This window comes from Streptomyces sp. 8L, assembly GCF_020176795.1.
In the GTDB taxonomy this organism is placed as follows: domain Bacteria; phylum Actinomycetota; class Actinomycetes; order Streptomycetales; family Streptomycetaceae; genus Streptomyces.
Genome location: NZ_JAIUKE010000005.1, coordinates 20,896 through 44,715, shown reverse-complemented (window position 1 = coordinate 44,715; position 23,820 = coordinate 20,896). Strand labels below are relative to the sequence as shown.

General features: G+C 73.0%; 19 protein-coding genes, 1 pseudogene and 2 riboswitches. Of the genes and pseudogenes, 12 read left to right on the top strand and 8 right to left on the bottom strand.

What is annotated here, in order from left to right; translation table 11 throughout:
• Window positions 1-140 precede the first annotated feature (140 nt).
• Together LCE31_RS00765 and LCE31_RS00760 are read right to left on the bottom strand one after the other, a co-directional pair.
• Window positions 141-4,370, bottom strand: a complete 4,230-nt coding sequence (locus LCE31_RS00765; protein WP_225011887.1) for a non-ribosomal peptide synthetase — start codon at window positions 4,368-4,370, stop codon at window positions 141-143.
• Window positions 4,367-4,627: an MbtH family protein gene (locus LCE31_RS00760; RefSeq protein WP_225011885.1), complete on the bottom strand. Its 261-nt coding sequence runs from the start codon at window positions 4,625-4,627 to the stop codon at window positions 4,367-4,369. Before LCE31_RS00760 ends, LCE31_RS00765 begins: the two co-directional genes overlap by 4 nt.
• Window positions 4,628-4,807: 180 nt before the next feature.
• Here LCE31_RS00760 and LCE31_RS00755 point away from each other — a divergent pair, with 180 nt between their 5' ends.
• On the top strand, window positions 4,808-6,427 hold the full coding sequence (locus LCE31_RS00755; protein ID WP_225011883.1) for a (2,3-dihydroxybenzoyl)adenylate synthase: 1,620 nt from the start codon (window positions 4,808-4,810) through the stop codon (window positions 6,425-6,427).
• Between the two features lie 386 nt (window positions 6,428-6,813).
• Here LCE31_RS00755 and rpsN read toward each other — a convergent pair whose 3' ends face one another.
• Together rpsN and rpmB are read right to left on the bottom strand one after the other, a co-directional pair.
• Window positions 6,814-7,119, bottom strand: coding sequence for a 30S ribosomal protein S14 (gene rpsN, locus LCE31_RS00750; RefSeq protein ID WP_225011874.1), 306 nt, complete (start codon window positions 7,117-7,119; stop codon window positions 6,814-6,816).
• Window positions 7,119-7,355 carry a 50S ribosomal protein L28 gene (rpmB, locus tag LCE31_RS00745; RefSeq protein ID WP_225011873.1) on the bottom strand — a complete coding sequence of 79 codons (237 nt, stop codon included), beginning with the start codon at window positions 7,353-7,355 and terminating at the stop codon, window positions 7,119-7,121. Before rpmB ends, rpsN begins: the two co-directional genes overlap by 1 nt.
• Before the next feature lie 65 nt (window positions 7,356-7,420).
• Between rpmB and rpmG the strand changes: the two genes are divergently transcribed.
• The 5 genes from rpmG to rpmF are packed head-to-tail and all read left to right on the top strand — an operon-like array spanning window position 7,421 to window position 9,545.
• The gene (rpmG, locus tag LCE31_RS00740; protein ID WP_225011871.1) at window positions 7,421-7,585 is read left to right on the top strand and encodes a 50S ribosomal protein L33; all 165 of its coding nucleotides are present in this window, start codon (window positions 7,421-7,423) and stop codon (window positions 7,583-7,585) included.
• A gap of 50 nt (window positions 7,586-7,635) precedes the next feature.
• Window positions 7,636-7,893, top strand: coding sequence for a type B 50S ribosomal protein L31 (locus tag LCE31_RS00735; protein WP_225011870.1), 258 nt, complete (start codon window positions 7,636-7,638; stop codon window positions 7,891-7,893).
• Window positions 7,890-9,041 (top strand): GTP-binding protein, encoded by a 1,152-nt coding sequence (locus LCE31_RS00730; RefSeq protein ID WP_225011868.1) that lies wholly within the window; start codon window positions 7,890-7,892, stop codon window positions 9,039-9,041. The genes LCE31_RS00735 and LCE31_RS00730 overlap by 4 nt, the downstream gene beginning before the upstream one ends.
• A 51-nt stretch (window positions 9,042-9,092) precedes the next feature.
• A complete protein-coding gene (gene rpsR, locus LCE31_RS00725) occupies window positions 9,093-9,329 on the top strand; it encodes a 30S ribosomal protein S18 (RefSeq protein ID WP_225011867.1) in 237 nt (78 codons plus the stop codon).
• A 45-nt stretch (window positions 9,330-9,374) separates the two neighbouring features.
• Entirely contained in the window at window positions 9,375-9,545 is a 171-nt protein-coding gene (rpmF, locus tag LCE31_RS00720) for a 50S ribosomal protein L32 (RefSeq protein ID WP_225011865.1), read from the top strand.
• Window positions 9,546-9,727: 182 nt separating this feature from the next.
• Here rpmF and LCE31_RS00715 read toward each other — a convergent pair.
• Window positions 9,728-10,324, bottom strand: a pseudogene (locus LCE31_RS00715) (class I SAM-dependent methyltransferase); the annotation flags it as partial.
• 123 nt (window positions 10,325-10,447) lie between these two features.
• A riboswitch (cobalamin riboswitch) is annotated at window positions 10,448-10,709 on the top strand.
• Window positions 10,710-10,861: 152 nt separating this feature from the next.
• Between LCE31_RS00715 and LCE31_RS00710 the strand changes: the two are divergent.
• From LCE31_RS00710 to LCE31_RS00685, 6 genes are all read left to right on the top strand, one after another.
• Complete coding sequence (locus tag LCE31_RS00710; protein WP_225011863.1) at window positions 10,862-13,699, top strand: ribonucleoside-diphosphate reductase subunit alpha; 2,838 nt, start codon at window positions 10,862-10,864, stop codon at window positions 13,697-13,699.
• Window positions 13,700-13,754: 55 nt separating this feature from the next.
• Window positions 13,755-14,861 carry a ribonucleotide-diphosphate reductase subunit beta gene (locus tag LCE31_RS00705; RefSeq protein WP_225011862.1) on the top strand — a complete coding sequence of 369 codons (1,107 nt, stop codon included), beginning with the start codon at window positions 13,755-13,757 and terminating at the stop codon, window positions 14,859-14,861.
• 121 nt (window positions 14,862-14,982) lie between these two features.
• A riboswitch (cobalamin riboswitch) is annotated at window positions 14,983-15,189 on the top strand.
• 32 nt (window positions 15,190-15,221) lie between these two features.
• The gene (locus LCE31_RS00700) at window positions 15,222-16,787 is read left to right on the top strand and encodes an ABC transporter substrate-binding protein (protein ID WP_225011861.1); all 1,566 of its coding nucleotides are present in this window, start codon (window positions 15,222-15,224) and stop codon (window positions 16,785-16,787) included.
• 1 nt (window position 16,788) lies between these two features.
• Window positions 16,789-17,736: an ABC transporter permease gene (locus LCE31_RS00695; RefSeq protein WP_225011860.1), complete on the top strand. Its 948-nt coding sequence runs from the start codon at window positions 16,789-16,791 to the stop codon at window positions 17,734-17,736.
• A 29-nt stretch (window positions 17,737-17,765) separates the two neighbouring features.
• Window positions 17,766-18,566, top strand: a complete 801-nt coding sequence (locus LCE31_RS00690; protein ID WP_225011858.1) for an ABC transporter permease — start codon at window positions 17,766-17,768, stop codon at window positions 18,564-18,566.
• On the top strand, window positions 18,563-20,200 hold the full coding sequence (locus LCE31_RS00685) for an ABC transporter ATP-binding protein (RefSeq protein WP_225011856.1): 1,638 nt from the start codon (window positions 18,563-18,565) through the stop codon (window positions 20,198-20,200). The genes LCE31_RS00690 and LCE31_RS00685 overlap by 4 nt, the downstream gene beginning before the upstream one ends.
• Window positions 20,201-20,220: 20 nt before the next feature.
• On the opposite strand, the gene LCE31_RS00680 is transcribed toward LCE31_RS00685, so the two are convergent.
• The 3 genes from LCE31_RS00680 to LCE31_RS00670 are packed head-to-tail and all read right to left on the bottom strand — an operon-like array spanning window position 20,221 to window position 23,802.
• On the bottom strand, window positions 20,221-21,357 hold the full coding sequence (locus LCE31_RS00680) for a bifunctional 2-methylcitrate synthase/citrate synthase (protein ID WP_225011854.1): 1,137 nt from the start codon (window positions 21,355-21,357) through the stop codon (window positions 20,221-20,223).
• 19 nt (window positions 21,358-21,376) lie between these two features.
• Window positions 21,377-22,282 carry a methylisocitrate lyase gene (gene prpB / locus LCE31_RS00675; RefSeq protein WP_225011853.1) on the bottom strand — a complete coding sequence of 302 codons (906 nt, stop codon included), beginning with the start codon at window positions 22,280-22,282 and terminating at the stop codon, window positions 21,377-21,379.
• Window positions 22,282-23,802, bottom strand: coding sequence for an MmgE/PrpD family protein (locus LCE31_RS00670; RefSeq protein WP_225011852.1), 1,521 nt, complete (start codon window positions 23,800-23,802; stop codon window positions 22,282-22,284). The genes prpB and LCE31_RS00670 overlap by 1 nt, the downstream gene beginning before the upstream one ends.
• Between the last annotated feature and the right edge of the window lie 18 nt (window positions 23,803-23,820).

The window sequence follows — 23,820 nt, the reverse complement described above, 5'->3', positions numbered from 1 at the left end:
GGCGGCCGCGCCTTTCTGACGGTTCCGGTTATGCGGCTGGGCGCGGCGGGCCGCGGGGGGGGGGCGGGGGGGGGGCGCCCCCCCCCCGGCCGCCCCCCCCGGGGGGGCCGCCCGACCGGTGCGGCAGCGGAGGCGTACGGTCAGCCGGCGCGGCTCGCCCGCCGCAGCTCGGCGCGGAGTTCCACGCCGATCGCCGCCAGCGGTTCCGGCCGGGTGAGCTGCCAGTGGGTCGAGGCGACGGAGAGCGTCCGCACCCGGCCCGTGACATGGGGCCGCCACAGCGAGGCCGGGCTCGGGTCGCGCGGTCTCACCTCCTCGGCGGCGTCCACGAGCAGCAGGTCCCCGTGGAACACCGGGGCGGGCTCCAGGCGGCGCAGCCCCGCGGAGTGGCTCCAGCTCGTGGCCACCGCCCACAGCTCGTCGGCGCTGAACCCGGCGAGCGGACCGCCTTGTTCCGCTACGAGCGCCAGTGCCTTGCGGGCCGTCAACTCCTCGTCCGCCGAAACCGGATAGCCGTTGACGGCCAGCAGCCGCGCGAGATTCAGCGCGGTGCCGCCCGTGCCCGCGGTGCCGTCGAGCCGGTGGGCCGGCATGGCGTCGAGCACCGTCAGGCTGCCGACCGTCTCGCCCGCCGACGCCAAGCGGCACGCCATCAGATGCGCCACGCTGCCGCCGAGGGACCAGCCGAGCAGGTGGTACGGGCCCGACGGCTGCTTCTTGCGTACGGCGTCGGCGTACCGGGCCGCCATGTCGTCGAGGCTTTCCGGCAGGTCGTCCGCGCCGATCAGGCTCTCCGCCTGGATGCCGTAGAGGGGCCGGTCGGGCACGTGGCGCAGCAGACCGGCGTACGACCAGGCGAGACCGGTGACCGGGTGCACGCAGAACAGCGCGGGTTCCGTGCCGGTGGCGCGCAGTGGCAGCAGCACGCCATCGGCGATCTTGGCGGGTTCCGCCGCCGCGCCCGAGTCGATGTACGCGGCGAGCGCCGCGGCCGTGGTGTGTTCGAACAGCGCACGCACCGGCAGCGGGGTGCCCAGCGCGGCGCGGGCCGCCACCACGAGGCGGGTGGCCAGCAGCGAGTGGCCCCCGAGCGCGAAGAAGTCGTCGGTGACGCCGATGTCGGAACGCGCCAGCGTGACCCTGAACAGGTCGAGCAGCCGCGCCTCCGTCTCCGTGCGGGGCTTCGCGGCGGCGGCCCGCCGCTCGGGCACCGCGTTCGCGAGGGCCCGCCGGTCGACCTTTCCCGAAGGCAGTGTCGGCAGCCGCGAGGCGATCACGATCTCCGCGGGCACCAGGTGCCCCGCGAGCCGCGTACGCGCCCATACCCGCAGGTCGCCGACGAGCGGGTCGGCCGGGTCGGAGCGCACGGCACCGAGCACCCCGCCCGCGTCGGCCTGCGCGAGCCCGGCGGTGTCCGGGGTCCCGGAGTCCGCGGTCCGGGCGGTGTTCGGGGTCCCGGAGTCCGCGGTCCGGGCGGTGTTCGGGGTCCCGGAGTCCGCGGTCCGGGCGGTGTCCGGGGTCCCGGAGTCCGCGGTCCGGGCTGTGTCCGGGGTCCCGGAGCCTGCGGTCCCGGCGCCGGGCGCGCCGTCGAGATCCGGGGCCATGTCCCCGGCGTCCGCCGCGTGCTCCTGTTCACGCGGTACGCAGAAGGCGACCAGGCGCCGGCCGCCTCCGGCGTCGGCCGGGGCGATCACCGCGGCCTGGCGGACGGCCGGGTGCTCGCCGAGCGCCGCCTCCACCTCTTCGGGCGCCACCCGCATGCCGCGTATCTTGACCTGGTTGTCGACCCGGCCCGCGAAGCGCAGCCTGCCGTCGGGCAGGCGCGCCGCGAGGTCGCCGGTGCGGTAGAGCCGGGAGCCGTCCGCCGCGAACGGGTCGGCCACGAAGCGCTCGGCCGTACGGGCCGGATCGCCGACATAGCCGCGGCCGACCAGCAGCCCTCCGATGTACAACTCGCCCACGACGCCCGTCGGCACGGGCCGCAGGAACCGGTCGAGCACATGGGCCGCGGTGTTCGGGTTGGGCCGCCCGAGGGTCGGCGGGCCGTCGTCGCCGCCCGGCCCGCGCACCTCGTGGGTGACGCCGACCGTGGTCTCGGCCGGCCCGTACCCGTGGTACATCGTGGCGCCGGTCACGGACCGGAAGCGCGCGTACAGCTCGGGCGTCAGCGGCTCGCCGCCGCACCAGACATGGCGCAGCGCGGGGCCCGCGGCCTCGGCGAAGCCCGGCACCTCCAGCATGGCGGCGAGCATCGAGGAGACGACGTAGCAGAAGCTGACCCGCTCCTCGGCCATCAGCCGCAGCAGCGCCTCGACGTCGCGCTCCTCGCCGGGCGCCGCGATCACCAGGCGGGCGCCGGTCACGAGCGGCAGCAGGATCTCGTTGATCGAGATGTCGAAGCCGAGCGGCGCCTTGAACAGGGCCGCGTCGCCGGGCCCGTACCCGAGCAGACCGGCCTGCCACAGCAGCCGGTTGGCGATCGAACGGTGCCGGATGACCGCGCCCTTGGGCGCGCCCGTGGAGCCCGAGGTGTAGATGACGTAGGCCGCGTTGTCGCCGTGCGGGGAGCGTGGCGGCGGCCCGTCGGCGGTGCTCGCCTCGCCCTGGGCGGGTATGCCGGCGCCCGCGGGTCCGACCGGCACCGGCGTAACGTCCTCCGGCAGGTCGGCACCGGGCAGGGCGCAGACGAGTCCGACCTGCGCGTCGGACAGGATCGCCCGCACCCGGGCCCGCGGCCAGGCCGGTTCGAGGGGGACGAACGCGCCGCCCGCCTTGAGCACCGCGAGGAGCGCGACGACCAGTTCCGGCGAGCGGTCGAAGTGCACGCCGACGCATCGCTCGCCGTCCACGCCGAGCGCTCTCAGCCGCCACGCAAGGCGGTCGGACCTGGTGTCCAGCTCCCGGTAGGTCAGTGACTGCCCGTCGTACCGCAGCGCCACCGCGTCGGGGTCCTGGGCCGCCGCCTGCTCGAACAGGTCGATGACGGTGGCGTCGGAGACCGGTGCGCCGGTGGAGTTCGCCAGGCGCAGCGCCTCGTGCTCCGCCCCGGTGAGCGGGTCGACGGCCGCGACGGTACGCTCCGGGGCGCCGACGGCCTCCTCGACGAGGTGGGCCAGGCGTTCCGCGATCCGCTCCGCCTGCTCCGCCGGCACCGCGTTCGGCTGGTACTTGAGGACGACGGAGAGCGGGTCGCCCGGCACGACGACGAGGACGAGCGGGTAGTGCGTGGCGTCCCAGGAGCCGCCGGAGGAGATGGTCAGGTCCGGCCCCGCCGGCATCTCGGCGCCGGGGCCGCCCGGGTAGTTCTCGTACACCACCAGCGTGTCGAACAGTGTCGGGGGGCCGGCCGCGCGCTGGATCTCGCCCAGCCCGAGGAAGGGGGCGTCGAGCAGTGCGGCCTGCTCCCGGTGGACGCGGGTGAGCAGGTCGCGGAACTCCTCGCCGGGGCGCAGGCGCACCCGCACCGGCACGGTGTTGGCGAACAGTCCCACCATGGAGTCGGCGCCGGGCAGCTCGGGCGGCCTGCCGGTGACGACCGTGCCGAACACCACGTCGTCGCGCCCGGTGAGGGCGCCGAGCAGCAGCGCCCACAGCGCCTGGACAACGGTGTTGACCGTCACGCCCCGGCTCCTGGCCAGGGCGGTCAGGCGCGCGGAGAGGTCCGCGGAGCAGGGCACGCGCACCCGCCCCGGCTCGGCGGGTGTCTCCGCGACCTCGGCGCCCGGCGCCAGCAGCGTCCCGTCCTCGATCCCGGCGAGCGCTTCCCGCCAGGTGCGGCGCGCCGCACCCTCGTCCTGTCCCGCCACCCATTCCAGGTAGTCGCGGAACGGGCGGGCCTCGGGCAGCGCGTCCGCCGCGCCGCCTGCCGCGTAGAGCGTGCCGAGGTCGTTCACCATCACCGGCACCGACCAGCCGTCGAGCACGATGTGGTGAGCGGTCAGCAGCAGCCGGTGGCGCTCGGCGCCGAGCCGTACGAGCGAGGCGCGCAGCAGCGGCGGCCTGTCCAGGTCGAACGGGAGGGCGCGCTCCGCCACCGCGTGCAGCCGCAGCTCCTCGTCCTGCTCGTCCTGCGGCAGGCCCGACAGGTCGGACTCCGCCCAGGGCATGGCAAGGCCGTCGAGCACGACGCCGACCGGCTCGTCCGTCTCCTCGGCGACGAACGCGGTCCGCAGCGCCGGGTGGCGGTCGAGCAGGGTGTCGGCGCAGCGCCGCAGCAGGGCGGGGTCGAGCGGCCCCGTGAGGTCGAGCGCGAGCTGGTAGCGGTAGACGTCCCCGGCGCCGAGCGAGGCGTGGAAGAACAGCCCCGCCTGCAAGGGTGAGAGGGGCAGCACGTCGGAGACGGTGCCGAGAGCGGCGCCGCCCGCTGTCATCGGGCCGTCCCCGGCCGAGCCCCGTCTGTCGCGCCCTGCGCGGCGTCCTCCGCCATCCGCGCGGCGAGGCTGCGCGGTCGCATGTCCCGCCAGTTCTCCCTGACGTGGTCGAGGCAGGCCTCCCTGGCCGCGGGCCCGTGCTGGACGACCCAACCGCCCGGCACCTCCGCGAAGGTGGGCCAGAGCGAGTGCTGGCCCTCTTCGTTCACGAGCACGACGAACTCGCCGTCCGGGTCGTCGAACGGATTCTCCGGCATTGCGATGGGCTCCTCACTCGGCGGGAACTCGATGGCGTGCGCTACCATCGGCGCTGGTTAGGTAAGGCTAAGCTTTGTTCATGGTCGCGGCAAGGCCGTCCACGACGTGACCGGTCATCACATCGCCGTCCGCACCACGAGGTCGCCCGCACGCCGCGCGAGGAGTCAGGGGAGAGTCAGATGACGGAAGGCCTCACGCCGTGGCCCGCGGACCGCGCACGGCACTACCGGGACGCGGGCCACTGGCTCGGCCGTCCGCTGGGCACACTGCTGCGCGAGCGGGCCGCCGAACGGCCCGCGCACACCGCGCTCGTCGCGGGTGAGCTTCGTCTCGATTACGCGGCACTCGACGCCTGGGCCGACGAGATCGCCTCGGGCCTCGTCGGGCTCGGACTCCGGGCCGGCGACCGGCTGCTGGTCCAGCTCGACAACCGGGCGGAGTTCGTCCCTCTCTGCTTCGCCTCGTTCCGCACCGGAGTCGTGCCCGTCCTCATCCCGCCGAGCCACCGCATCGCGGAACTCGACGCGCTCGCCGAGCTCTCGGGGGCGGCCGGCTACGTCATACCCGGCGCGGGCGGCTTCGACTACCGCGAGCAGGCCGAGGAGCTGCGGCGGCGGCAGCCCGGCGTCCGGCATATCGTCGTCGCGGGTGAGCCGTACGGGAGTGACGACGGCACCGTGAACCTGGCCGGCCTCCCCCGTCCGGCGCAAGCGGCCGAGTGGCCTGAGCCCGACCCGGCCGGCATCGCCGTGCTGCTGCTCTCCGGCGGTACCACCGGCACCCCCAAGCTGATACCGCGCACGCACGACGACTACCACTACAACGCGCGTGCCAGTGCGGACGTGACCGGTCTCGGTGGTGACGACGTCTACCTGGCGGCGCTCCCGGTGACCCACAACTTCACGCTCGCCTGCCCGGGGATGCTCGGCACGTTCTCCGCGGGCGGCACGGTGGTCCTGGCGCCCTCGCCGAGCCCCGAGGACTGCCTGGCGCTGATCGGCCGCGAGCGGGTGACCATGACCGCCACCGTGCCCTCGATGGTCCCGCTCTGGCTCGAAGAGGCCGCCACCGGCCGCTACGACCTCGCGAGCCTCGGACTCCTCCAGGTCGGCGGCGCCGTACTGGCGCCCCGCCAGGCCGCCGCCGTGCGCCCGGGGCTCGGATGCGCGCTGCAACAGGTCTTCGGGATGGCCGAGGGACTGCTCAACTTCACCCGGCTCGACGACCCCGAGGAGCGCGTCCTGACCACCCAGGGCCGACCCCTCTCCCCGGACGACGAGGTCCACGTCGTGGACGAGGACGGCAGGCCGGTTCCGGCCGGCGAGGCGGGCGAACTGCTCACCCGGGGCCCGTACACCATCAACGGCTACTACCGGGAGCCCGAGCGCAACCTCTCGTCGTTCACCCCCGACGGCTTCTTCCGCTCGGGCGACGTGGTGCGCCGCGACGCCGACGGCTGCCTGACCGTGGTCGGCCGCGTCAAGGACCAGATCAACCGCGGTGGCGAGAAGATCGCCCCCGCCGAACTCGAAGCGCATGTGGCCGCGCACACCGGGGTCCGCCAGGTCGCGGTCATCGGCGTATCGGACGAGACACTCGGCGAGCGCGTCTGCGTCTGCGTCGTGCCGGACGGTACGCCGCCGACCCTGCGCGCCCTCAAGCGGTTCCTGCGCGAACGGGGCGCGAGCACCCTGCTGTCCCCCGACCGCCTGGAGATCCTGGACAACCTGCCGCTCACCGCGATCGGCAAGGTGGACAAGAAGACACTGGCCGCGCGCTACGCGCCACTGCCCGACTGAGTCCCCCGACCGGCATCTCCGGCACGGGAGGCCGGAGTCGGCACGGACGGGCCGGGCGGCCCGAGGAGCACGGCACCCTCGGGGCGCCCCCCCCCCCGGCCCCCCGCCCGGGGGGGGGGGGGCGCGGCGGGGGCGGGGGGGGGGGCGGGGGGGCCGGCCGGGCCCGGCGGCGGCGGCGGCCCCGCGCGCTTGAGCCTGGCCATCCGGTGCGGAACCCGGGTTGCGCCCCGTCCGGTGGGGAACTTGGACCGCGCCCCGGCGCCCGGCACGGAACCCGAGCGGGACTCCGGCACCCGGTGGGGAACCCGGGCCGTGCCCCGGCGCCCGGTGGGAGCCCGGGCGCGGGGCCGCCAGCCCGGGCATCGCCCCCCCACCCGCTGGGCGCGCTACCAGGAGGACTTCGTCACCCCTGGCAGCTCTCCGGCATGGGCCCGGGCGCGTACGTTGACGCGGGAAAGCCCGAACTTGCGCAAGTGGCCACGCGGGCGGCCGTCAACGCTGTCACGGTTCCGCACCCGGGTCGCGCTCGCGTCCCGGGGCTGGCGGTGCAGTTCCGCCCGCGCTGCGGCCTTCTCCTCGCCCGCGGCCCACGGGGACGCCAGGACGGCCTTGAGTTCGGCGCGTCGTTGCGCGTAGCGCGCCACGATCCGCTTCCGCTTCTCGTTCTTCGCGATCTTGCTCTTCTTCGCCATCAGACACGCTCCCCGCGAGCACGGATACGGGCGACGGCGGCTTCGACGCCGATGGTGTGCACGGTTTTGACGGCACGGGCGCTCAGCCTCAGGCGGACGTGCCGCCCCTCGCCGGGCAGCCAGTAGCGCTTGTTCTGGATATTGGGGTCGAACCGGCGCGAAGTACGCCGGTGCGAGCGGGAGATCTTCTTGCCGAAGACCGGCTGGGCGCCGGTCAGCTGGCAGTGGGCGGACATGAGGGTGCTGCCTTTCTCTCCACCGAGTTATCGGTAATGGAAATCATTGTCGTATGCTACCCGCCATGGCCCGCAACGAGGTACGCCCGATCATCAAGCTCCGCTCCACCGCAGGGACCGGCTACACGTACGTGACCCGCAAGAACCGCAGGAACGACCCGGACCGGCTGGTCCTGCGCAAGTTCGACCCCGTCGCCCGACGGCACGTCGAGTTCCGCGAGGAACGCTGACCGCGTCCGCTCCGCCCGTCCGCCGGCACCCGATCGAGAGAACACACTCCATGAAGCCCGGAACCCACCCCGCCTACCGCCAGGTCGTCTTCCGCGACAAGGCCGGCGACTTCGCCATCCTCACCCGGTCCACGATGACCAGCGACAAGACCATCGAGTGGGAGGACGGCCACACCTATCCCGTGGTCGACGTCGAGATCTCCTCGGCCAGCCACCCCTTCTACACCGGCACCGCCCGCGTGCTGGACACCGCCGGCCGTGTCGAGCGTTTCGAGCGCCGCTACGGCCCGGGCGGAGGCCGCCGATGACTCCCGGCGGACCGATGCCCGTGGTGGTCGTCGCCGGACTTCACGCCGACGCCCGCCGTGCCACCGTCGAACAGCTGTTGCGTGAGGTGTCCGACAGTGTCGCGCTGCACCATGACCTGTCCGCAGGCCCGGTGGGCCCCGTGCGCCGGAGTGTCCGCGACGCCACGGGCGAGACGGGCTGGGGCGAGACGCCCCTGGTCAACGACTGCGCCTGCTGCGCCCTGCGCGAGGACCTGGTTCCCGAACTGGGACGGCTGGCCGACGGCGGCCTCACCCGCCTCGCCGTCGTGGAACTGTGGGACTCGGTGGAGCCCCGCGGCATGGCCGAGGTCATCGCCGCCCACGGCGGCGACGCCTTCCGGGTGACCAACGTGCTGACCGCCGTGGAGCCCGCCCTCGTCCTGGCCTGCCTGTCCAACGGCGACGACCTCGCGGACGCCGGACTCGCCGCGGCCACCACGGACCAGCGCACCGTGGGCGACACCTTCGCACGGCAACTGGAGTACGCTCCCGTCCTCGCCATGGCTGACGGCGCCGCCACCGGACTCGACGACCTCGCCCTTCTGCGGCAGTTGCACCCCACCGCCCAACAAGTGCGCATCGCCTCCGGCCGGTTGGGGGTCACGGCGTTCGCCGGCTTCGACGTGGACGCCGCGGCGGCCGCCCAACACCCCGCGTGCGCGCGGTTCCCCCACGACTGCGACGAGCATGGCGTCAGTACGCTCGTGTGGCGCCGCCGCCGCCCCTTCCACGCCGGCCGCCTCTACCAGGCCCTGGAGGATCTGTGCTGCGCGGCCGCCCGTAGCCGCGGCAGGTTCTGGCTGGGGGACAGGCCCGACAGCCTGCTCGCCTGGGACGCCGCCGGAGGCGCGCTGTGCGTGGAGAGCGCCGGGCCGTGGATGGCCGCGCTCCCGGATGCGGCCTGGGAGATGATGCCGGCCGCGCGCCGCACCGCGGCCGCCCTCGACTGGCACCCCGAGCACGGCGACCGCTGCCAGCACCTCGTCTTCACCTCCCCCGGCCTCGACCGGGCGGGGCTGCTCTCCCTGCTCGACTCCTGCCTGCTCACCGACGACGAACTGGCGTCCGGGCCCGGCACCTGGCCCGGACCCACCGGCTTCGACGAACTGCTCGCCCCCGCCACCTGACTTCCCGTCACCTGTTCCCCATCCCACCCACCACACACCGAGGAAGGCGTCATGTCCCGCCCCGCCAAGGCAGCGCTCCCGCGCAAGAACCGGCCCAACCCGCTCGACGCGGCCGGCATCACGTACATCGACTACAAGGACACCGACCTGCTGCGGAAGTTCGTCTCCGACCGCGGCAAGATCCGCAGCCGCCGCGTCACCCGGGTCAGCCGGCAGCAGCAGCGTCAGATCGCCACAGCCATAAAGAACGCCCGCGAGATGGCGCTGCTCCCCTACTCCAGCCGCTGACCGGCACATCACACGCCGGCTCTTCCCTCCGACGAAAGGACCGCCATGGCCGTCCCCAAGCGCAAGATGTCCCGGAGCAACACCCGCCACCGCCGCGCCCAGTGGCGGGCGAGCGTCCCGGCGCTCGTCCCCGTCACCGTCGACGGAAGCATCCACCTGGTGCCACAGCACCTGAGGAAGGCGTACGAGCGCGGCCTCCTCCGCCCCGAGGACTGACGCGGCACGGCCGTCTGCCGGGCCGGTGACCCGTCTCCTCGGACGTGCCGGGGCGGGCAAGGCCGCTCCGGCGCATCGCCCCCCCACGCCCGGCCCATCCTCGGCGGGGCCGACGCCGCGGTGGGACCGTCCGGCCTCCGGTGCCGGACCGTACGAGGGCCGCGCCTGGGCCGGTGCCCGGTTCAGCGCAATGCCGCGACCACCGCGTCGCTGGGTGAGCACCAGACAGGACGCGCCTCGCGGAGACCCGCGTCCCGCAGCGTCCGCGTATGCCATTCCACGGTGGTCGGCCTCGGCCGGCGGGCGGGGGCGTCGGCCGGTGTCCGCGGATCGCCCAGCAGGGCGAAGCGCCGGCGCGCGGGTTCCGCGAGCCCGGGGTCGTCCGCCACCGCACGCCACCACGCCGCCCAGTCCTGTGCGCCGTCGCCCCGCTCACGCTCCTTGCGTGCCTCGGTGTGGGCGCGGGCGGCGGCGTTGATACGCGGTGCGGACTCGTCCACCATGTGGTCCGCGTTGAGGAAGACGCCTCCTTCACGGAGCAGGCCCGCCAGGTGCCCGTAGAGGGTCCGCAGCGGCTCGGTGTCCAGCCAGTGCAGGGCGGTGGCCGTGAGCACCGCGTCGTAGGTGCGGCGCGGCAGGCCATCCGTCCAGCCCGGATCGGTGAGATCCGCCGTCACGAACTCCACCCGGGGATCGTCGGCGAAGGAGTGCCGCGCGATGGTGAGGAGCGCCGGGTCGAGGTCGACGCCCGTACTGCGCGCCCCGGGGAAGCGCCGCAGAGATTCGCCCGGCTGCCGGTACCCGCTCAGGTCGAGGGATGTCGTGCGCCTGTTGACAGCTGGTACGACAGGCCGCGAACGCCACTACATGCGGGGTGGTGCGAGTCCGGATGGCCTAGATGTAGTGTTGTCCGTGCTGGTGGTTCGCCCGGTGCACAGGTGCCGGACGAGGAAACAGGGAACCCGGTGGGAATCCGGGGCTGCCCCGCAGCGGTAAGTGGGAACGACCACCGATCCGCGTCTCCAGGCTCCGCGGAGCCCTGGGGCGCGGCGACGGCACTGGGCGCGACGAGCGCGCCTGGGAAGCCACGGTCAGTAGGTGCGTCGGCCTTTCGGCCGGCGTGTGCCCGCGAGTCCGAAGACCTGCCACTGGTGCGCGCGTCCGGTAACGCGCGCGCTTCGAGGCCCCGAGGGAGGGCCGCGTGGCGGTCGCGCACTCCGGCCGGGGCATGCCTCCGTTCCGGACGCGCTCTCCCGTACGCGCTGCTCCGTCTCCCGGCCTCCGGACGTACGTGAGCACGAGCGCGAGGAGACGGCATGAACCACCCAGTCCCCACCGGGGCGACCACCGGGGCGCCGCATCAGGTGCTGCGCCGGGACGGCAGCACCACCTCGTACGACCAGGACCGTGTCCGCACTGCCATCACCAAGGCCTTCCTGGCCGTCGAAGGGAGCGGAGTCGGGTCCTCCGAGCACCTGCGCCCCCAGGTCGCGGAGCTCACCGGTCAGGTCGGCGCGGCGCTGGTGCGGCGCGGCGGAACGGGCCGGGCCGCCCATGTCGAGGAGATCCAGGACCAGGTCGAGCTTGTCCTCATGCGCGCCGGACTCCAGCAGGTGGCCCGCGCCTACGTCCTGTACCGGGAACAGCGCGCCCAGGACCGGGCGAAGGAGAGCGCGGCAGCGGTCGGCGGCCCGCTCGCCGGGCCGATCGGGGTACGGGGACCGCTGGGAACCGCGCCGCTCGACGAGGAGCGTCTGACACGTGTCGTGACCGAGGCGTCCGCGGCTCTGGCCGACACGGACCCCGGGCTGGTCCTGGCGGAGGTGCGGCGCAACCTCTACGACGGCATCACCGCGGAGGAGCTCGCACTCGCCCAGATCATGGCGGCCAGGACCCTGGTGGAACGGGAACCCGCGTACGCGCACGTCGCCGCCCGGCTGCTGCTGGACAAGCTGCGGTCCGAGGCCGTCAGTGAACTGCGCGGCGACGTCCAGCAGCCCGACCAGGCGACGATGGCGGCCGACTACCCGCACTACTTCGCCGCCTACATCGAACGGGGCATCTCGGAGGAACTGCTCGCCGGGGAACTCGCGGACTTCGACCTGGCCCGCCTCGGCGCGGCTCTGAAGCCCGAGCGCGACCTGGACTTCCAGTTCCTCGGGCTCCAGACCCTCTACGACCGCTACCTCCAGCATGTCCGCGGCGTCCGTATCGAACTGCCGCAGGCCTTCTTCATGCGTGTGGCCATGGGTCTGGCGCTGCGCGAGGACGACCGCGAGCGGCGCGCCATCGAGTTCTACGAGCTGCTGTCGTCCTTCGACTTCATGTGCTCGACGCCCACGCTGTTCAACTCAGGCACCCGGCGCCCACAGCTTTCCTCGTGCTTCCTGACGACCGTGCAGGACGATCTGGAGCGGATCTTCCTGTCGCTGCGGGACAACGCACTGCTGTCGAAGTACGCCGGCGGCCTCGGCAACGACTGGACCCCGGTGCGCGGCCTGGGCGCCCACATCAAGGGCACGAACGGGCAGTCGCAGGGTGTTGTGCCGTTCCTGAAGATCGCCAACGACACGGCGATCGCGGTGAACCAGGGAGGCAAGCGCAAGGGCGCGGCCTGCGCATACCTGGAGACATGGCACATCGACCTGGAGGAGTTCCTCGACCTCCGCAAGAACACCGGTGACGACCGACGCCGCACGCACGACATGAACACAGCGAACTGGGTGCCGGACCTCTTCCTCCAGCGCGTGGAGGCCGACGGGGAGTGGACCCTGTTCTCCCCGGACGAGGTACCCGACCTGCACGACCTGTACGGCACGGAGTTCGCGGAGCGGTACGCGGCCTACGAGGCGGCGGCCGACCGCGGTGAGATCCGCGTGCACAAGCGGCTGCGGGCCGTCGAGCTGTGGCGGCGCATGCTCACCATGCTCTTCGAGACCGGCCACCCGTGGATCACGTTCAAGGACCCCTGCAACCTGCGCTCGCCGCAGCAGCACGCGGGGGTCGTGCACTCGTCCAACCTGTGCACCGAGATCACGCTGAACACCTCGATCGACGAGGTCGCCGTCTGCAATCTCGGGTCGGTCAACCTGGCCCGTCACACCGGGCCGCTCGGCCTCGACTCCGCGCGCCTCAAGGCCACGGTGGACACGGCTGTGCGGATGCTCGACAACGTCATCGACATCAACCACTACACGATCCCCGAGGCGCGCCGCTCCAACGAGCGGCACCGGCCGGTCGGGCTCGGGCTCATGGGCTACCAGGACGCCTTGTTCACCCTGCGCCTGCCGGTGGCCTCCGAGGAGGCGGTGGCCTTCGCCGACCGCAGCATGGAGGAGATCAGCTACTACGCCGTCGCGGCGTCGGCCGACCTCGCGGCCGAGCGCGGCCGGTACGAGAGCTTCGACGGCTCCCTGTGGTCGAAGGGCGTCCTTCCCGTCGACTCCATCGCCCTGGTGGCCGAGGCACGCGGCGGCGATCTAAAGATGGACACGACGACCACACTGGACTGGGACGGCCTGCGGGCCCGGGTCCGCGAGGTCGGTGTGCGCAACTCCAACATCATGGCGATCGCCCCCACCGCGACCATCGCCAACATCACCGGGGTCAACCAGTCGATCGAGCCGCTGTTCCGCAACCTCTTCGTCAAGGCGAACATGTCGGGCGACTTCACCGTCGTCAACCCGTACCTGGTGCGCGACCTCAAGGAGCGCGGCCTCTGGGACGACGTGATGATCAGCGACCTGAAGTACCACGACGGCAGCCTCGGCCCCATCTCGCGCGTGCCCGCCGACCTCAAGGCGCTCTACGCGACCGCGTTCGAGATCGAGCCGAAGTGGCTGGTACGGGCCGCGTCCGGGCGGCAGAAGTGGCTCGACCAGGCCCAGTCGCTGAACCTGTACCTCGCGGAGCCCAGCGGCCGGAAGCTCGACGAGCTCTACCGCTCCGCCTGGCGCGCCGGGCTCAAGACCACGTACTACCTGCGGGCGCAGAGCGCGACCCATGTCGAGAAGAGCACCCTGGCCACGACGGACGGGAAGCTGAACGCCGTGCCGGTCTCCGCGCCCGTCCCGGTGCCCGCGCCGTCGGCCGTTCCCTCCCCCGTACCGGCCGCCTGCTCGATCGACGACCCCGACTGTGAAGCGTGCCAGTGACCCGGACTGACACCGCCGTCTCAGCATTCGCACGTCAACTCTCCAAGGACACCCCATGATTGACCAGCACAGCACCGCCACGGCCACGCCGGGGACCGCACCCCAGGTGGACCCGACGGGCCTCGGAGCCATCGACCGCGACGCCGCCCGCGTCAGTGTCGAGGACAAGGCGATGATCAACTCTCGCGCGGACGTGAACCAGCTCCTGCCTCTCAAGTACTCCTGGGCCTGGGAGAAGTACCTCGCCGGCTGCAACAACCACTGGATGCCCACCGAGGTCTCCATGCAGGCCGACCTCGCCCTGTGGAAGTCGCCGGACGGCCTGACCGAGGACGAGCGGCACGCCATCAAGCGCAACCTCGGCTTCTTCGCCACCTCGGAGTCCCTGGTCGCCAACAACCTCGTCCTCGCGGTCTACCGGCACCTGACCAACCCCGAGTGCCGGCAGTACCTGCTGCGGCAGGCGTTCGAGGAGGCCGTGCACACCCACACCTTCGAGTACATCTGCGAGAGCCTCGGCCTGGACGAGGGCGAGATGTTCAACATGTACCGCGAGGTGCCCTCCATCACGGACAAGGCGGCCTGGGCGCTTCAGTTCACCGACCACCTGGCCGACCCCGGGTTCACCACCGGCACCCCCGAGAACGACCGCCAGTTCCTGCGCTGCCTCATCGCCTTCTATGTGGTCTTCGAAGGCATGTGGTTCTACACGGGGTTCGCCCAGATCCTGTCGTTCGGCCGCCGCAACAAGATGGTCGGCATCGCCGAGCAGTACCAGTACATCCTGCGCGACGAGTCGATCCACCTGAACTTCGGCATCGACTGCGTCAACCAGATCAAGATCGAGAACCCGCATCTGTGGACCGAGGAGTTCCAGGCCGAGATCCGCACCATGCTCACCGAGGCGTGCGAGCTGGAGATCGCCTACGGCCGTGATGTGATGCCGCGCGGCATCCTCGGGCTCAACTCGGAACTGTGCGACGAGTACCTGCGGTTCATCACCAACCGCCGATGCGCCCAGATCGGGCTCGCCCCGGTCTACCCGCCCGCGGAGAACCCCTTCCCGTGGATGAGCGAGGCGATGGACCTGAAGAAGGAGAAGAACTTCTTCGAGACCCGGGTCATCGAGTACCAGAACGGCGGCTCGCTCGACTGGGACTGAGCGAACGGGCCCCGGCCGAAACGGGGCAGCCGAGACGGGGCAGCCGGTCCCGGCGCCGTGGGGCGCGGGGGCCGCGAAGCCCTGCGCGGCCGAGCCCGAGCCGGCGGTGGCCGGTGGTGACCAGGTCGTCCGGCCGATGGGCCCGGTGCGCATAATGGGCGCGTACGAGGCGACGGGAACCAGGAAGCCGGTGTGACTCCGGCGCGGTCCCGCCACTGTGACCGGGGAGCGGTCCTCCTGCGTGCCACTGCCCGCGTCCGCGGGTGGGAAGGCGGGGGGCGGGCGACGATCCGGGAGCCAGGAGACTGACCCGTCGCCGGTCTGACAGCAGGGGCGAGGACACCCCGGAATGGATCGACTGTGACGACGCATGCTCTCGGGCACCGGCCCGTGCACCGGCCAGGACCCGGCAGGCGGGGGGTGCTCGCGGGAGGCGGCGCCCTGGCCCTGGCCGCGTCGGGCCTGCTCGCCGGCTGCGGTGCGGACGGCGGGGACGGGGGGAAGAGCGACCGGTTCCGTGCGGCTTTCACGTCCGGCGGTTCCGAGGAGACCCTCGACCCGCACGTCGCCCCGAACTTCGTGGACCAGGCGCGCGCGAAGGCCCTGTACGACACGCTCGGTACGTACAACGACGACATGTCCGTCCGCCCGCGGCTCGCGGAGTCGTGGGAGAGCGACGCCTCCGGCACCCGGTGGCGCATACGCCTGCGCAAGGCGGCGTTCCACGACGGCAAGCCGGTCACGGCCGCGGACGTCCTCTACAGCTACCGCCGCGCGGGGGGCCCCGCCACGGGGTCGGCCTCTCAGGTGCTGCTCTCCGCCGTCGACTTCACCGCCACCAAGGCCGACGGCACCCGGTCCGTCGTCTTCGCGCTGAAGGCCCCCAACTTCGAGTTCCCCACCGTCTTCGCCGGGCCGGGCACCGAGATCATCCCGGACGGGACGACGACTTTCCGCAAGCCCGTCGGCTCCGGGCCCTTCACCTATGTGTCGTTCACGCCCGGCGGCACCGCCCGCTACCGTCGCTGGGCGGACCACTGGGACGGCGCCCCGCACATCGCCGAACTGGAGATCGTCCCCGCGAACGGGGAGTCGGCCCGGCTCAACGCGCTGCTGTCCGGGCAGGTCCACTACGCCGCCGACATGGCAGGCGCTTCCGTGGACCAGTTGAAGAAGGAGGGCTCGACGCGGCTGCTGACCGTGAAGCGGGCCACCGCACAGCAGTTGCTCCTGCGCACCGGGCGCAAGCCGTTCGACGATCCGCGGCTGGTGCGGGCCGTGCAACTGGGGATCGACCGCGCGGCGCTGGTGAGGATCGCGCTGGCCGGCCACGGCGAGGTGGGCAACGACCTGTTCGGGATGGGCCTGCGCGGCTATCCGCAGGGGCTCGCACCCCGGGTACGGGACGTCGGTGAGGCGCGCCGTCTGGTCAAGGAGGCCGGCGCGGAGGGGCTGCACATCACCGTGGAGACCAGCTCCGTCGACGCGGCGTGGGAGCCGGCGGCCGACCTGATGGCGCGCCAGCTGGCCGGGATCGGGCTGAAGCTCTCCGCGAACACCCGGGCCGCCAGCACGTACTTCAGCGAGACGAGGACCCAGGGGGTCGCCGCCTTCAACACCACCTCCACGCTGCCCGTCTCCGACTTCCTCGAGCAGCGGGTCCGCGGCGGGGCGGCCCGCAACCAGACGCAGTACGCCTCGAAGAGGTTCGACGCACTGCTGGAACAGGCTCGCACCACCCGCGACGAGCAGGCACGGCTGGCGCTGCTCGCCCGCGCGCAGAAGATCGCCCGGGACGAGTCGGGGCTGCTGGTGTGGGCGTTCTCCGACGCCAACGACGCCATCGCCCCGTCGGTCGGCGGCCTGCGCGCCACGCCCCCGAACTCGCGTGACTGGGCCCGGTTCGACCGGGTCCGCGTCTCCTGACGTGCGCGCCTATGTCGTGCGGCGCTCGCTGCTCGCGCTGCTGCAGTGCTGTGCGGTGGTGGTCGCGGTGTTCGCCGTCGGATCGCTGCTGCCGGGCGACACGGCCGACGTGCTGCGCGGCCGGCTGGGAACCGCGGGGCAAGTGGAGTCGCTGCGGCACCGGTTGGGGCTGGATCAGCCGGCCTGGGACCGTTTCGCGCACTGGTTCGGTCATCTGCTGACGGGCGATCTCGGGAACTCCCTGGCGACCGGGCTCCCGGTGGGGGACGACATCGGCCGCCGGATCGGTGTGACTCTCCTGCTGGGCGGTCCGGCTCTGGCGCTTGTCACCGTACTGGCGCCGCTGCTGGGCACCGTGTCGGGGCTGCGTGAGGGGAGCCGCGTCGACCGGGCGCTGAACACGGCCGCCGTACTCCTGCACGCCGTCCCGGAGTTCGTGCTCGGGCTGCTGCTGGTGGCCTCGGTGTCGCTGGCGGCCGGACTGCTGCCCGCGACGGCGGTGGGGATGGACACGGCCGCGCTGCTGGCACAGCCCGCTGTCCTGGTCCTTCCCGTCACCGTGCTGACGGCCCGGCAGCTGTGCGACCTGGCCCGCCAGATCCGCGCGGGCGTGGCAGCGGAGCGGCACAGCAGTGTCGCCGAGCACCTCAGGCTGCTGGGCATGCGGGAGCGCACGGTGGTGCTGCGCCATGTGCTGCCCAACGCCGTGGGCCCGGCGGCGCAGCAGTACGCCCGCTGCGTGGAGGGGCTGCTGGGCGGGGCGGTGCTGGTCGAGGCCGTGTTCGGCTTCAACGGCCTGGGCAGTGGTTTCGTCGAGGCGGTCCAGAACCGGGACGGGCCGCAGGTGCAGACGTACGCGCTGCTGTTCGCGGGCACCGCCGTCGCCGTGAACCTCGTCGGGGACCTGGTCGCACACCGGCTGGCGCCGCGCCGGGGGGTGACGGCGTGACCTCTTTGGCGGAAGGGAGGGCGGGAGCCGTGGCACGGCGGCGTCTTCCGTGGATCGCCCTGGTCCTGTTGGGTGTACCGGTACTGACCGCGCTGCTGGGGCCCTGGACGGCCGGCGGGGAAGCGCCGCAGGAGGGCGCTCTGCCCTCGCGACCGCCGGGAGCGGGACATCCGCTGGGCACGGACGTGCTGGGACGGGACGTGCTGGCGCTCGTGCTGCACGGCGGCGCGTCGGTACTGGGCAGCGCCCTGGGCGCGCTGCTGATCGGCCTGGTGGCCGGGGTTCCGCTGGGGCTGCTGGCCGCGGGACCGCGGCGCGGCCTGGACGAGGCGGTGATGCGCGGGCTGGACGTACTGCTGGCTTTTCCCGGACTGCTGGTGCTGATGACGCTGGCCGCGACGGGGCACCGGGAGTGGTACTGGCTCGTGACGGTCGCCGGCCTGCTCCAGGTCCCGGCGGTGGCACGTCTGGTCCGCGGGGCCGCGCTCACTCCCGGCTCCCGGACGGTCGTCGAGGCGCTGCGGATGCAGGGACACGGCTGGGCCTCCATCCATCTCCGGTACCTGGCCAGGGAACTGGCGGCTCCGGTGGCCACCGACGCCGGCGGCAGGTTCGCCGTGGTGCTGTACCTGCTGGCGTCCGCCAACTTCCTCGGCCTGGGGCTGCCCGCCTCCTCGCCGGACTGGGCGGTACTCATCGAGCGCAACAGTCCTGCCCTGTTCACCCAGCCCGCGGCGGTACTGGTGCCCGCGGGCCTGCTGACCGCGCTGTGCGTCGGCGGCAACCTGCTGGTGGACCGGCTGCTCGCCGCCAAGAGGAGGAATCCGTGATCCGGCCCGGTCGGGCGCCGCTGCTCGATGTCCCGGAGATCTCCGCGTACGCGGACGGGAGGCGACTCCCGCTGCTGGACGGGGTCGCGCTGCATGTCTCCGCGGGCAGGGTGGTTTCCGTCGTAGGTCCCTCGGGAAGCGGCAAGACCACACTGGGCCTGGCCGCGCTCGGCTCCTCACGCACCGGTGTGACACTGGCCGGGCGCGTCGTGCTGGCGGGCACCGACCTCCTGCGGATGACGCCGGCCGAACGTTCCGCGGCGCGGGCCGGGCGGGCCGCGCACCTTCCGCAGCATCCCGAGACCGTGCTCGACCCGGTCCGCCGGGCCGGCGCCGCGCTGGCCGAGCTGGCGGCGCTGGGCCACCGCGGCCGGGCCGCGAGAGCGGCGGCCGCGCGCGAGGCCCTGGCCCTGACCGGCCTGGAGTGGGAGAGGGTCCGCCGGCGCTTTCCCCACCAGCTCTCCGGTGGCCAGCAGCAGCGCCTGGCCCTGGCCTCGGCCCTGGTGACGGGGGCACGACTGCTGGTACTGGACGAGCCGACGAGCGGCCTGGACCCGGCGCTCGCCCGAGCCCTGGGGCGGACGGTGCGGCGGCTCGCGGACGAGGGCGCGGGCGTCCTGCTGCTCAGCCACGACCTGCCGTTGGTACGGGAGACCGCGGACCGGGTCGTCGTGCTGGAGCACGGACGGCCCGTGGACGAAGGACCGGCGCGGGACGTTCTCGGTGCCGGCCGTCCCGCCGCCGGCTCCGTGTCTCCCGCCGGGCCGCCCGCGGGCCGGCACCGCGCCACCCTCGAACTGCTCGCCGCGGAGTTCCCCGCCGTGGACGGGACCACGGCACCGGCCACGACCCGTCCGCCCCAGAAGGAGGTGGGCGGAGTCGAAGCCGCTGGGATCGCGGTGCGCCGCCGGTCCGGCTCCCCCCTCACCGGACCCGTCCGCGCTACGTTCCCGCCGGGAAGCAGGACCGCGCTGATCGGTCCCTCCGGCTCCGGAAAGACGACGTTCGGCCGGGTCCTGGCTGGTCTGACCGCACCGACGCGGGGCGACGTACGCGTCGACGGCCGACCGCTCCCCGCCCGGATCGACCGCCGTACGGCCCCTCAGCGACGTGTCGTGCAGTACGTGCACCAGAACAGCGCAGGATCGTTCGAGGGACACCGTCCGGTCCTCGGCCAACTGGCCGCCACCGCACGGCTGTCGCGTGGCCTGGACGAGGCTGGGGCCACAGCTGAGGCGATCACGGTAGCCGAGGCGCTGGGACTCGGCGAAGCGCTCCTGCACCGCGTCCCGGGGCGGCTGTCCGGCGGCCAGCTCCAGCGCTGCGCGCTGGTGCGCGCGCTGACGGCACGCCCGGCGCTGCTGGTGTGCGACGAAGTGACATCGGCACTGGACACCGTGTCCCGCCGGCGGGTCCTCGACGCGCTTCCCGGCCTGCTCGCGCCGGCCCGCACCGCCCTGCTGTTCATCAGCCACGACGTGCCCGCGGTGCGGGCGCTCACGGAGGAGGCGCTCGTCTTCGAGGACGGCCGCTGCGTGGCCCGCGGTCCCGTCGACGACATGCTGTCCGGGGCGTGGTCCGGCGCGTTCGCCGGTGGGCGGGAGAGCGATGGTGTGCCCGCAGCCGAGCACTGAGCGGGAGGCCGGAAGGACACCTACCCGACCTCGGCGGGGACGGCCCGCTGGCCGGGCCCGTTGTAGACGCCGAGCGGGCGGATGAGCGCGTTGTGTTCCAGCTGTTCCGTGATGTGGGCGGTCCACCCGGTGATCCGGCTCATCACGAAGATGGGGGTGAAGGTGGGGATGTCGAACCCCATCAAGTGGTACGCCAGCCCCGCGGGATAGTCGAGGTTCGGGTGGATGCCCTTGCGGCTGAGCATCGCGTGGCGCAGCGCGGCGTGCAGGGTGGCGAGCCGGGTGGCGTCCGGGTCACTCGCGCGCGCCACGAGGCGGTCGGTGGCCTCCTGCATGATCGGTACGCGGGAGTCGCCGTGCCGGTAGACCCGGTGCCCAAAGCCCATGATCTTCCGCTTGGCGGCCAGGGCCTCGACCAGCCACTCGTCGGCGCGCCGCGGGTCGCCGATCTCGTTCAGCATGTGCATCACGGCCTCGTTGGCGCCTCCGTGCAGTGGCCCCTTGAGCGCGCCGATCGCGGCGGTCACGGCGCTGTAGAGGTCGGAGAGTGTCGAGGTGACGACGCGGGCGGTGAAGGTGGAGGCGTTGAAGCTGTGTTCCGCGTACAGGATCAGGGAGGTCTCGAAGCACCGGACGATCTCGGGCGAGGGCAGGCTGCCGAAGCACATCTGGAAGAAGTTCTCGGCGTAGCCGAGCGACGGGTCGGGCTGGATGGGCGCGAGACCGCGCCTGCGCCGGTGGTCGGCGGCCACCACGACCGGCAGCTTCGCCAGCAGGGCGAGGGACTTGACGCGGTTGGCCGCGGCGCTGCCGTCGTCCTCGGTGGGGTCCTCGGAGCCGAAGAAGCTGACGGCGGTGCGCAGCACGTCCATCGGGTGGCAGGTGTCAGGCAGCCACGCGAGCATCTCGGAGGTGGTGCGGTCCAGCGGGCGCAGGGCGCGCTCGCGGGCCTGGAAGTCCCGCAGTTGATCGGCGGCCGGGAGTTCGCCGTACCAGAGCAGGTACGCCACTTCCTCGAACGAGCGGCGGGCCGCGAGGTCCTGGACCGGATAGCCGCGGTAGGTCAGGGAGTTGGTCTCCTGGATGACGGTGGAGATGGCGGTGGTGTCGACGACGACACCGGCCAGACCGCGGTGGATCTCGGGGGTGGTGGTCATGACTGGCCTCCGGTGTGGGTCAGTTGCCTGGCGGAAGGGTGAAGTCGAAGACGGCCGAGTCGAAGGCGGCGTAGTCCTCGTAGCCGAGCACCTCGTAGAGCCGGGAGCGGGTCTGCATCCGCGGCAGCAGGGACTCCTGGGTGCCCTCGGCCGCGAGGGTCCGCAGGCCGTCCTCGATCGCGCCCATGGCGAGGCGGAAGAGGGTGACGGGGTAGAGCGCGATGTTGTAGCCGAGGCTCTCCAGGGTGCGCGCGTCGAGGAGCCGGCTCTTCCCGAACTCGGTCATGTTGGCCAGCAGCGGTACGTCGACGGCGGCGCGGAAGGCCTCGAACTCGGCCTCGTCCGCGAGCGCTTCGGGAAACAGGGCGTCGGCGCCCGCGTCCACGTAGGCCTTGGCGCGGTCGATCGCGGCGTCGAGGCCTTCGACGGCGCGGGCGTCGGTGCGGGCCATGAGCAGGAAGTCGGGGTCACGGCGGGCGTCGGTGGCGGCCCGTACCCGGCGGACCATCTCCTCGCGCGGGACGACGCTCTTGCCGTCGAGGTGTCCGCACCGCTTGGGATTGACCTGGTCCTCCAGGTGGAGCCCGGCGAGCCCGGCGTCCTCCATGAGCTGGACGGTGCGTGCGGCGTTCATGGGCTCGCCGAACCCCGTGTCGGCGTCGATGAGCGCGGGCAGGTCGGTGGTCCTGGTGACCTGCTGGGCCCGCGCCGCGATCTCGGTGGAGGTGGTCAGGCCGATGTCGGGCAGCCCGAGGTCGGCGGAGAGTACGGCGCCCGACAGGTAGACGGCGTCGAATCCGGTCTCCTGGATGAGCCGGGCGGAGTAGGGGTTGATCGCTCCGGGGACCCTCAGCAGCCTTCCTGAGGCGAGCTGTTCGCGGAAGGCGCGGCGGCGCGAGGCGGGGGTGGTGTGCGCGTGCAGCATCAGAACAGGCCCTTCGGCAGCCGCGCGTCCAAGGCGGCGACCGCGTCCGTGTCGACGGCGGGGAACAGTGCCGCGAGGCCGGGGGTGTCGAGTTCCGGCAGCCGGTCCGCGGCCTGGAGGAAGCGGTCCTGGGCCCCGGCGGCTGCGATCCCCTCGGCGAGCGTACGGAACTTGGCCGTGTACCCGGCGCGGTCGAAGGGGCGGGCCCCCCGGGGGGGGGGGGCGGCCACCGCGAGTTCGTCCTCGACGACGGTGCCGTCCGTGAGGGTGATCACGGCGCGCCCCCCGAAGGCCCTGCGGGCCGGGTCGGGGTCGTGGTACCGGCGGGTCCACTCGGGGTCCTCGACCGTGGAGATCTTCTTCCACAGCTCGACGGTGCCCGGCCGCTGGGCCCGCTCCGGGGCGTAGGAGCGCTCATGGTGCCAGACGCCGTCCTCCAGGGCGACGGCGAAGATGTACGGCACCGAGTGGTCGAGCGTCTCACGGCTGGCCCCCGGGTCGTACTTCTGCGGGTCGCCGGAGCCGGAGCCGATCACCTGGTGGGTGTGGTGGCTCGTGTGCAGGACGATGTCGCGGACCTCCTCCAGCGGGCCGGTCCTCTCCCGCAGCCGCCGCGCGAGGTCGATGACCGCCTGCGCCTGGTACTCGGCGGAGTGCTCCTTGGTGTACGTGTCGAGGATGCCGCGCAGCGCTTCTCCCGGCTCGGGAAGCGCGACCGTGTAGGAGGCGCCCGGTCCGTCCAGCATCCAGGCGAGGAACCCGTCCTCGCCCTCGTACACCGGGGAGGGGGAGCCCTCGCCGCGCATGGCCCGGTCCACCGCCTCGATCGCCGCCTTGCCGGCGAAGGCCGGCGCGAACGCCTTCCAGCTGGAGATCTCGCCCTTGCGGGACTGCCGGGTCGCGGTGGTGGTGTGCACCGCCTGCTGCACGGCCTGGTAGGTGGTCGCGGTGTCAAGCCGCAGCAGGGCGCCGAGGCCGCAGGCGGTCGCGGCACTGAGGTGGGCGACGTGGTCGATGCGGTGCTTGTGCAGGCAGATGCCCTTGACCAGGGCGACCTGGATCTCGTACGCGGTGACGATGCCCCGCAGCACGTCGGCGCCGCTCCGGCCCGCGTGCTGGGCGACCGCGAGCAGCGGTGGGATGTTGTCTCCGGGGTGGGAGTAGTCGGCGGCCAGGAACGTGTCGTGGAAGTCCAGCTCGCGTACGGCGGTGCCGTTGGCCCAGGCCGCCCACTCCGGTGACACGCGGGCGCCGGCGGCGGCACCGAACACCGAGGCGCCCGCGGTGGCCCGGTGGGCGAGGGCCTGGGCGCGGGCGACCGCGACCGGGTGGCGGCGCAGCGACGCGAGCGCGACCGAGGCGTTGTCGATGACGCGGTTCGCCGCCATCGCGGCCGCCTCCGGATCGAGGTCCGGCGCGTCCTGGGTTCCGGTGGCCACGGCCGCCAGCTTCCACGCGAGCTGCTCCTCACGGGGCAGCCGGTCGCTGCTGGGGTGGACGCGTACCTGGTGGTCGATCACGGGGCTCCTCGCGGCAGG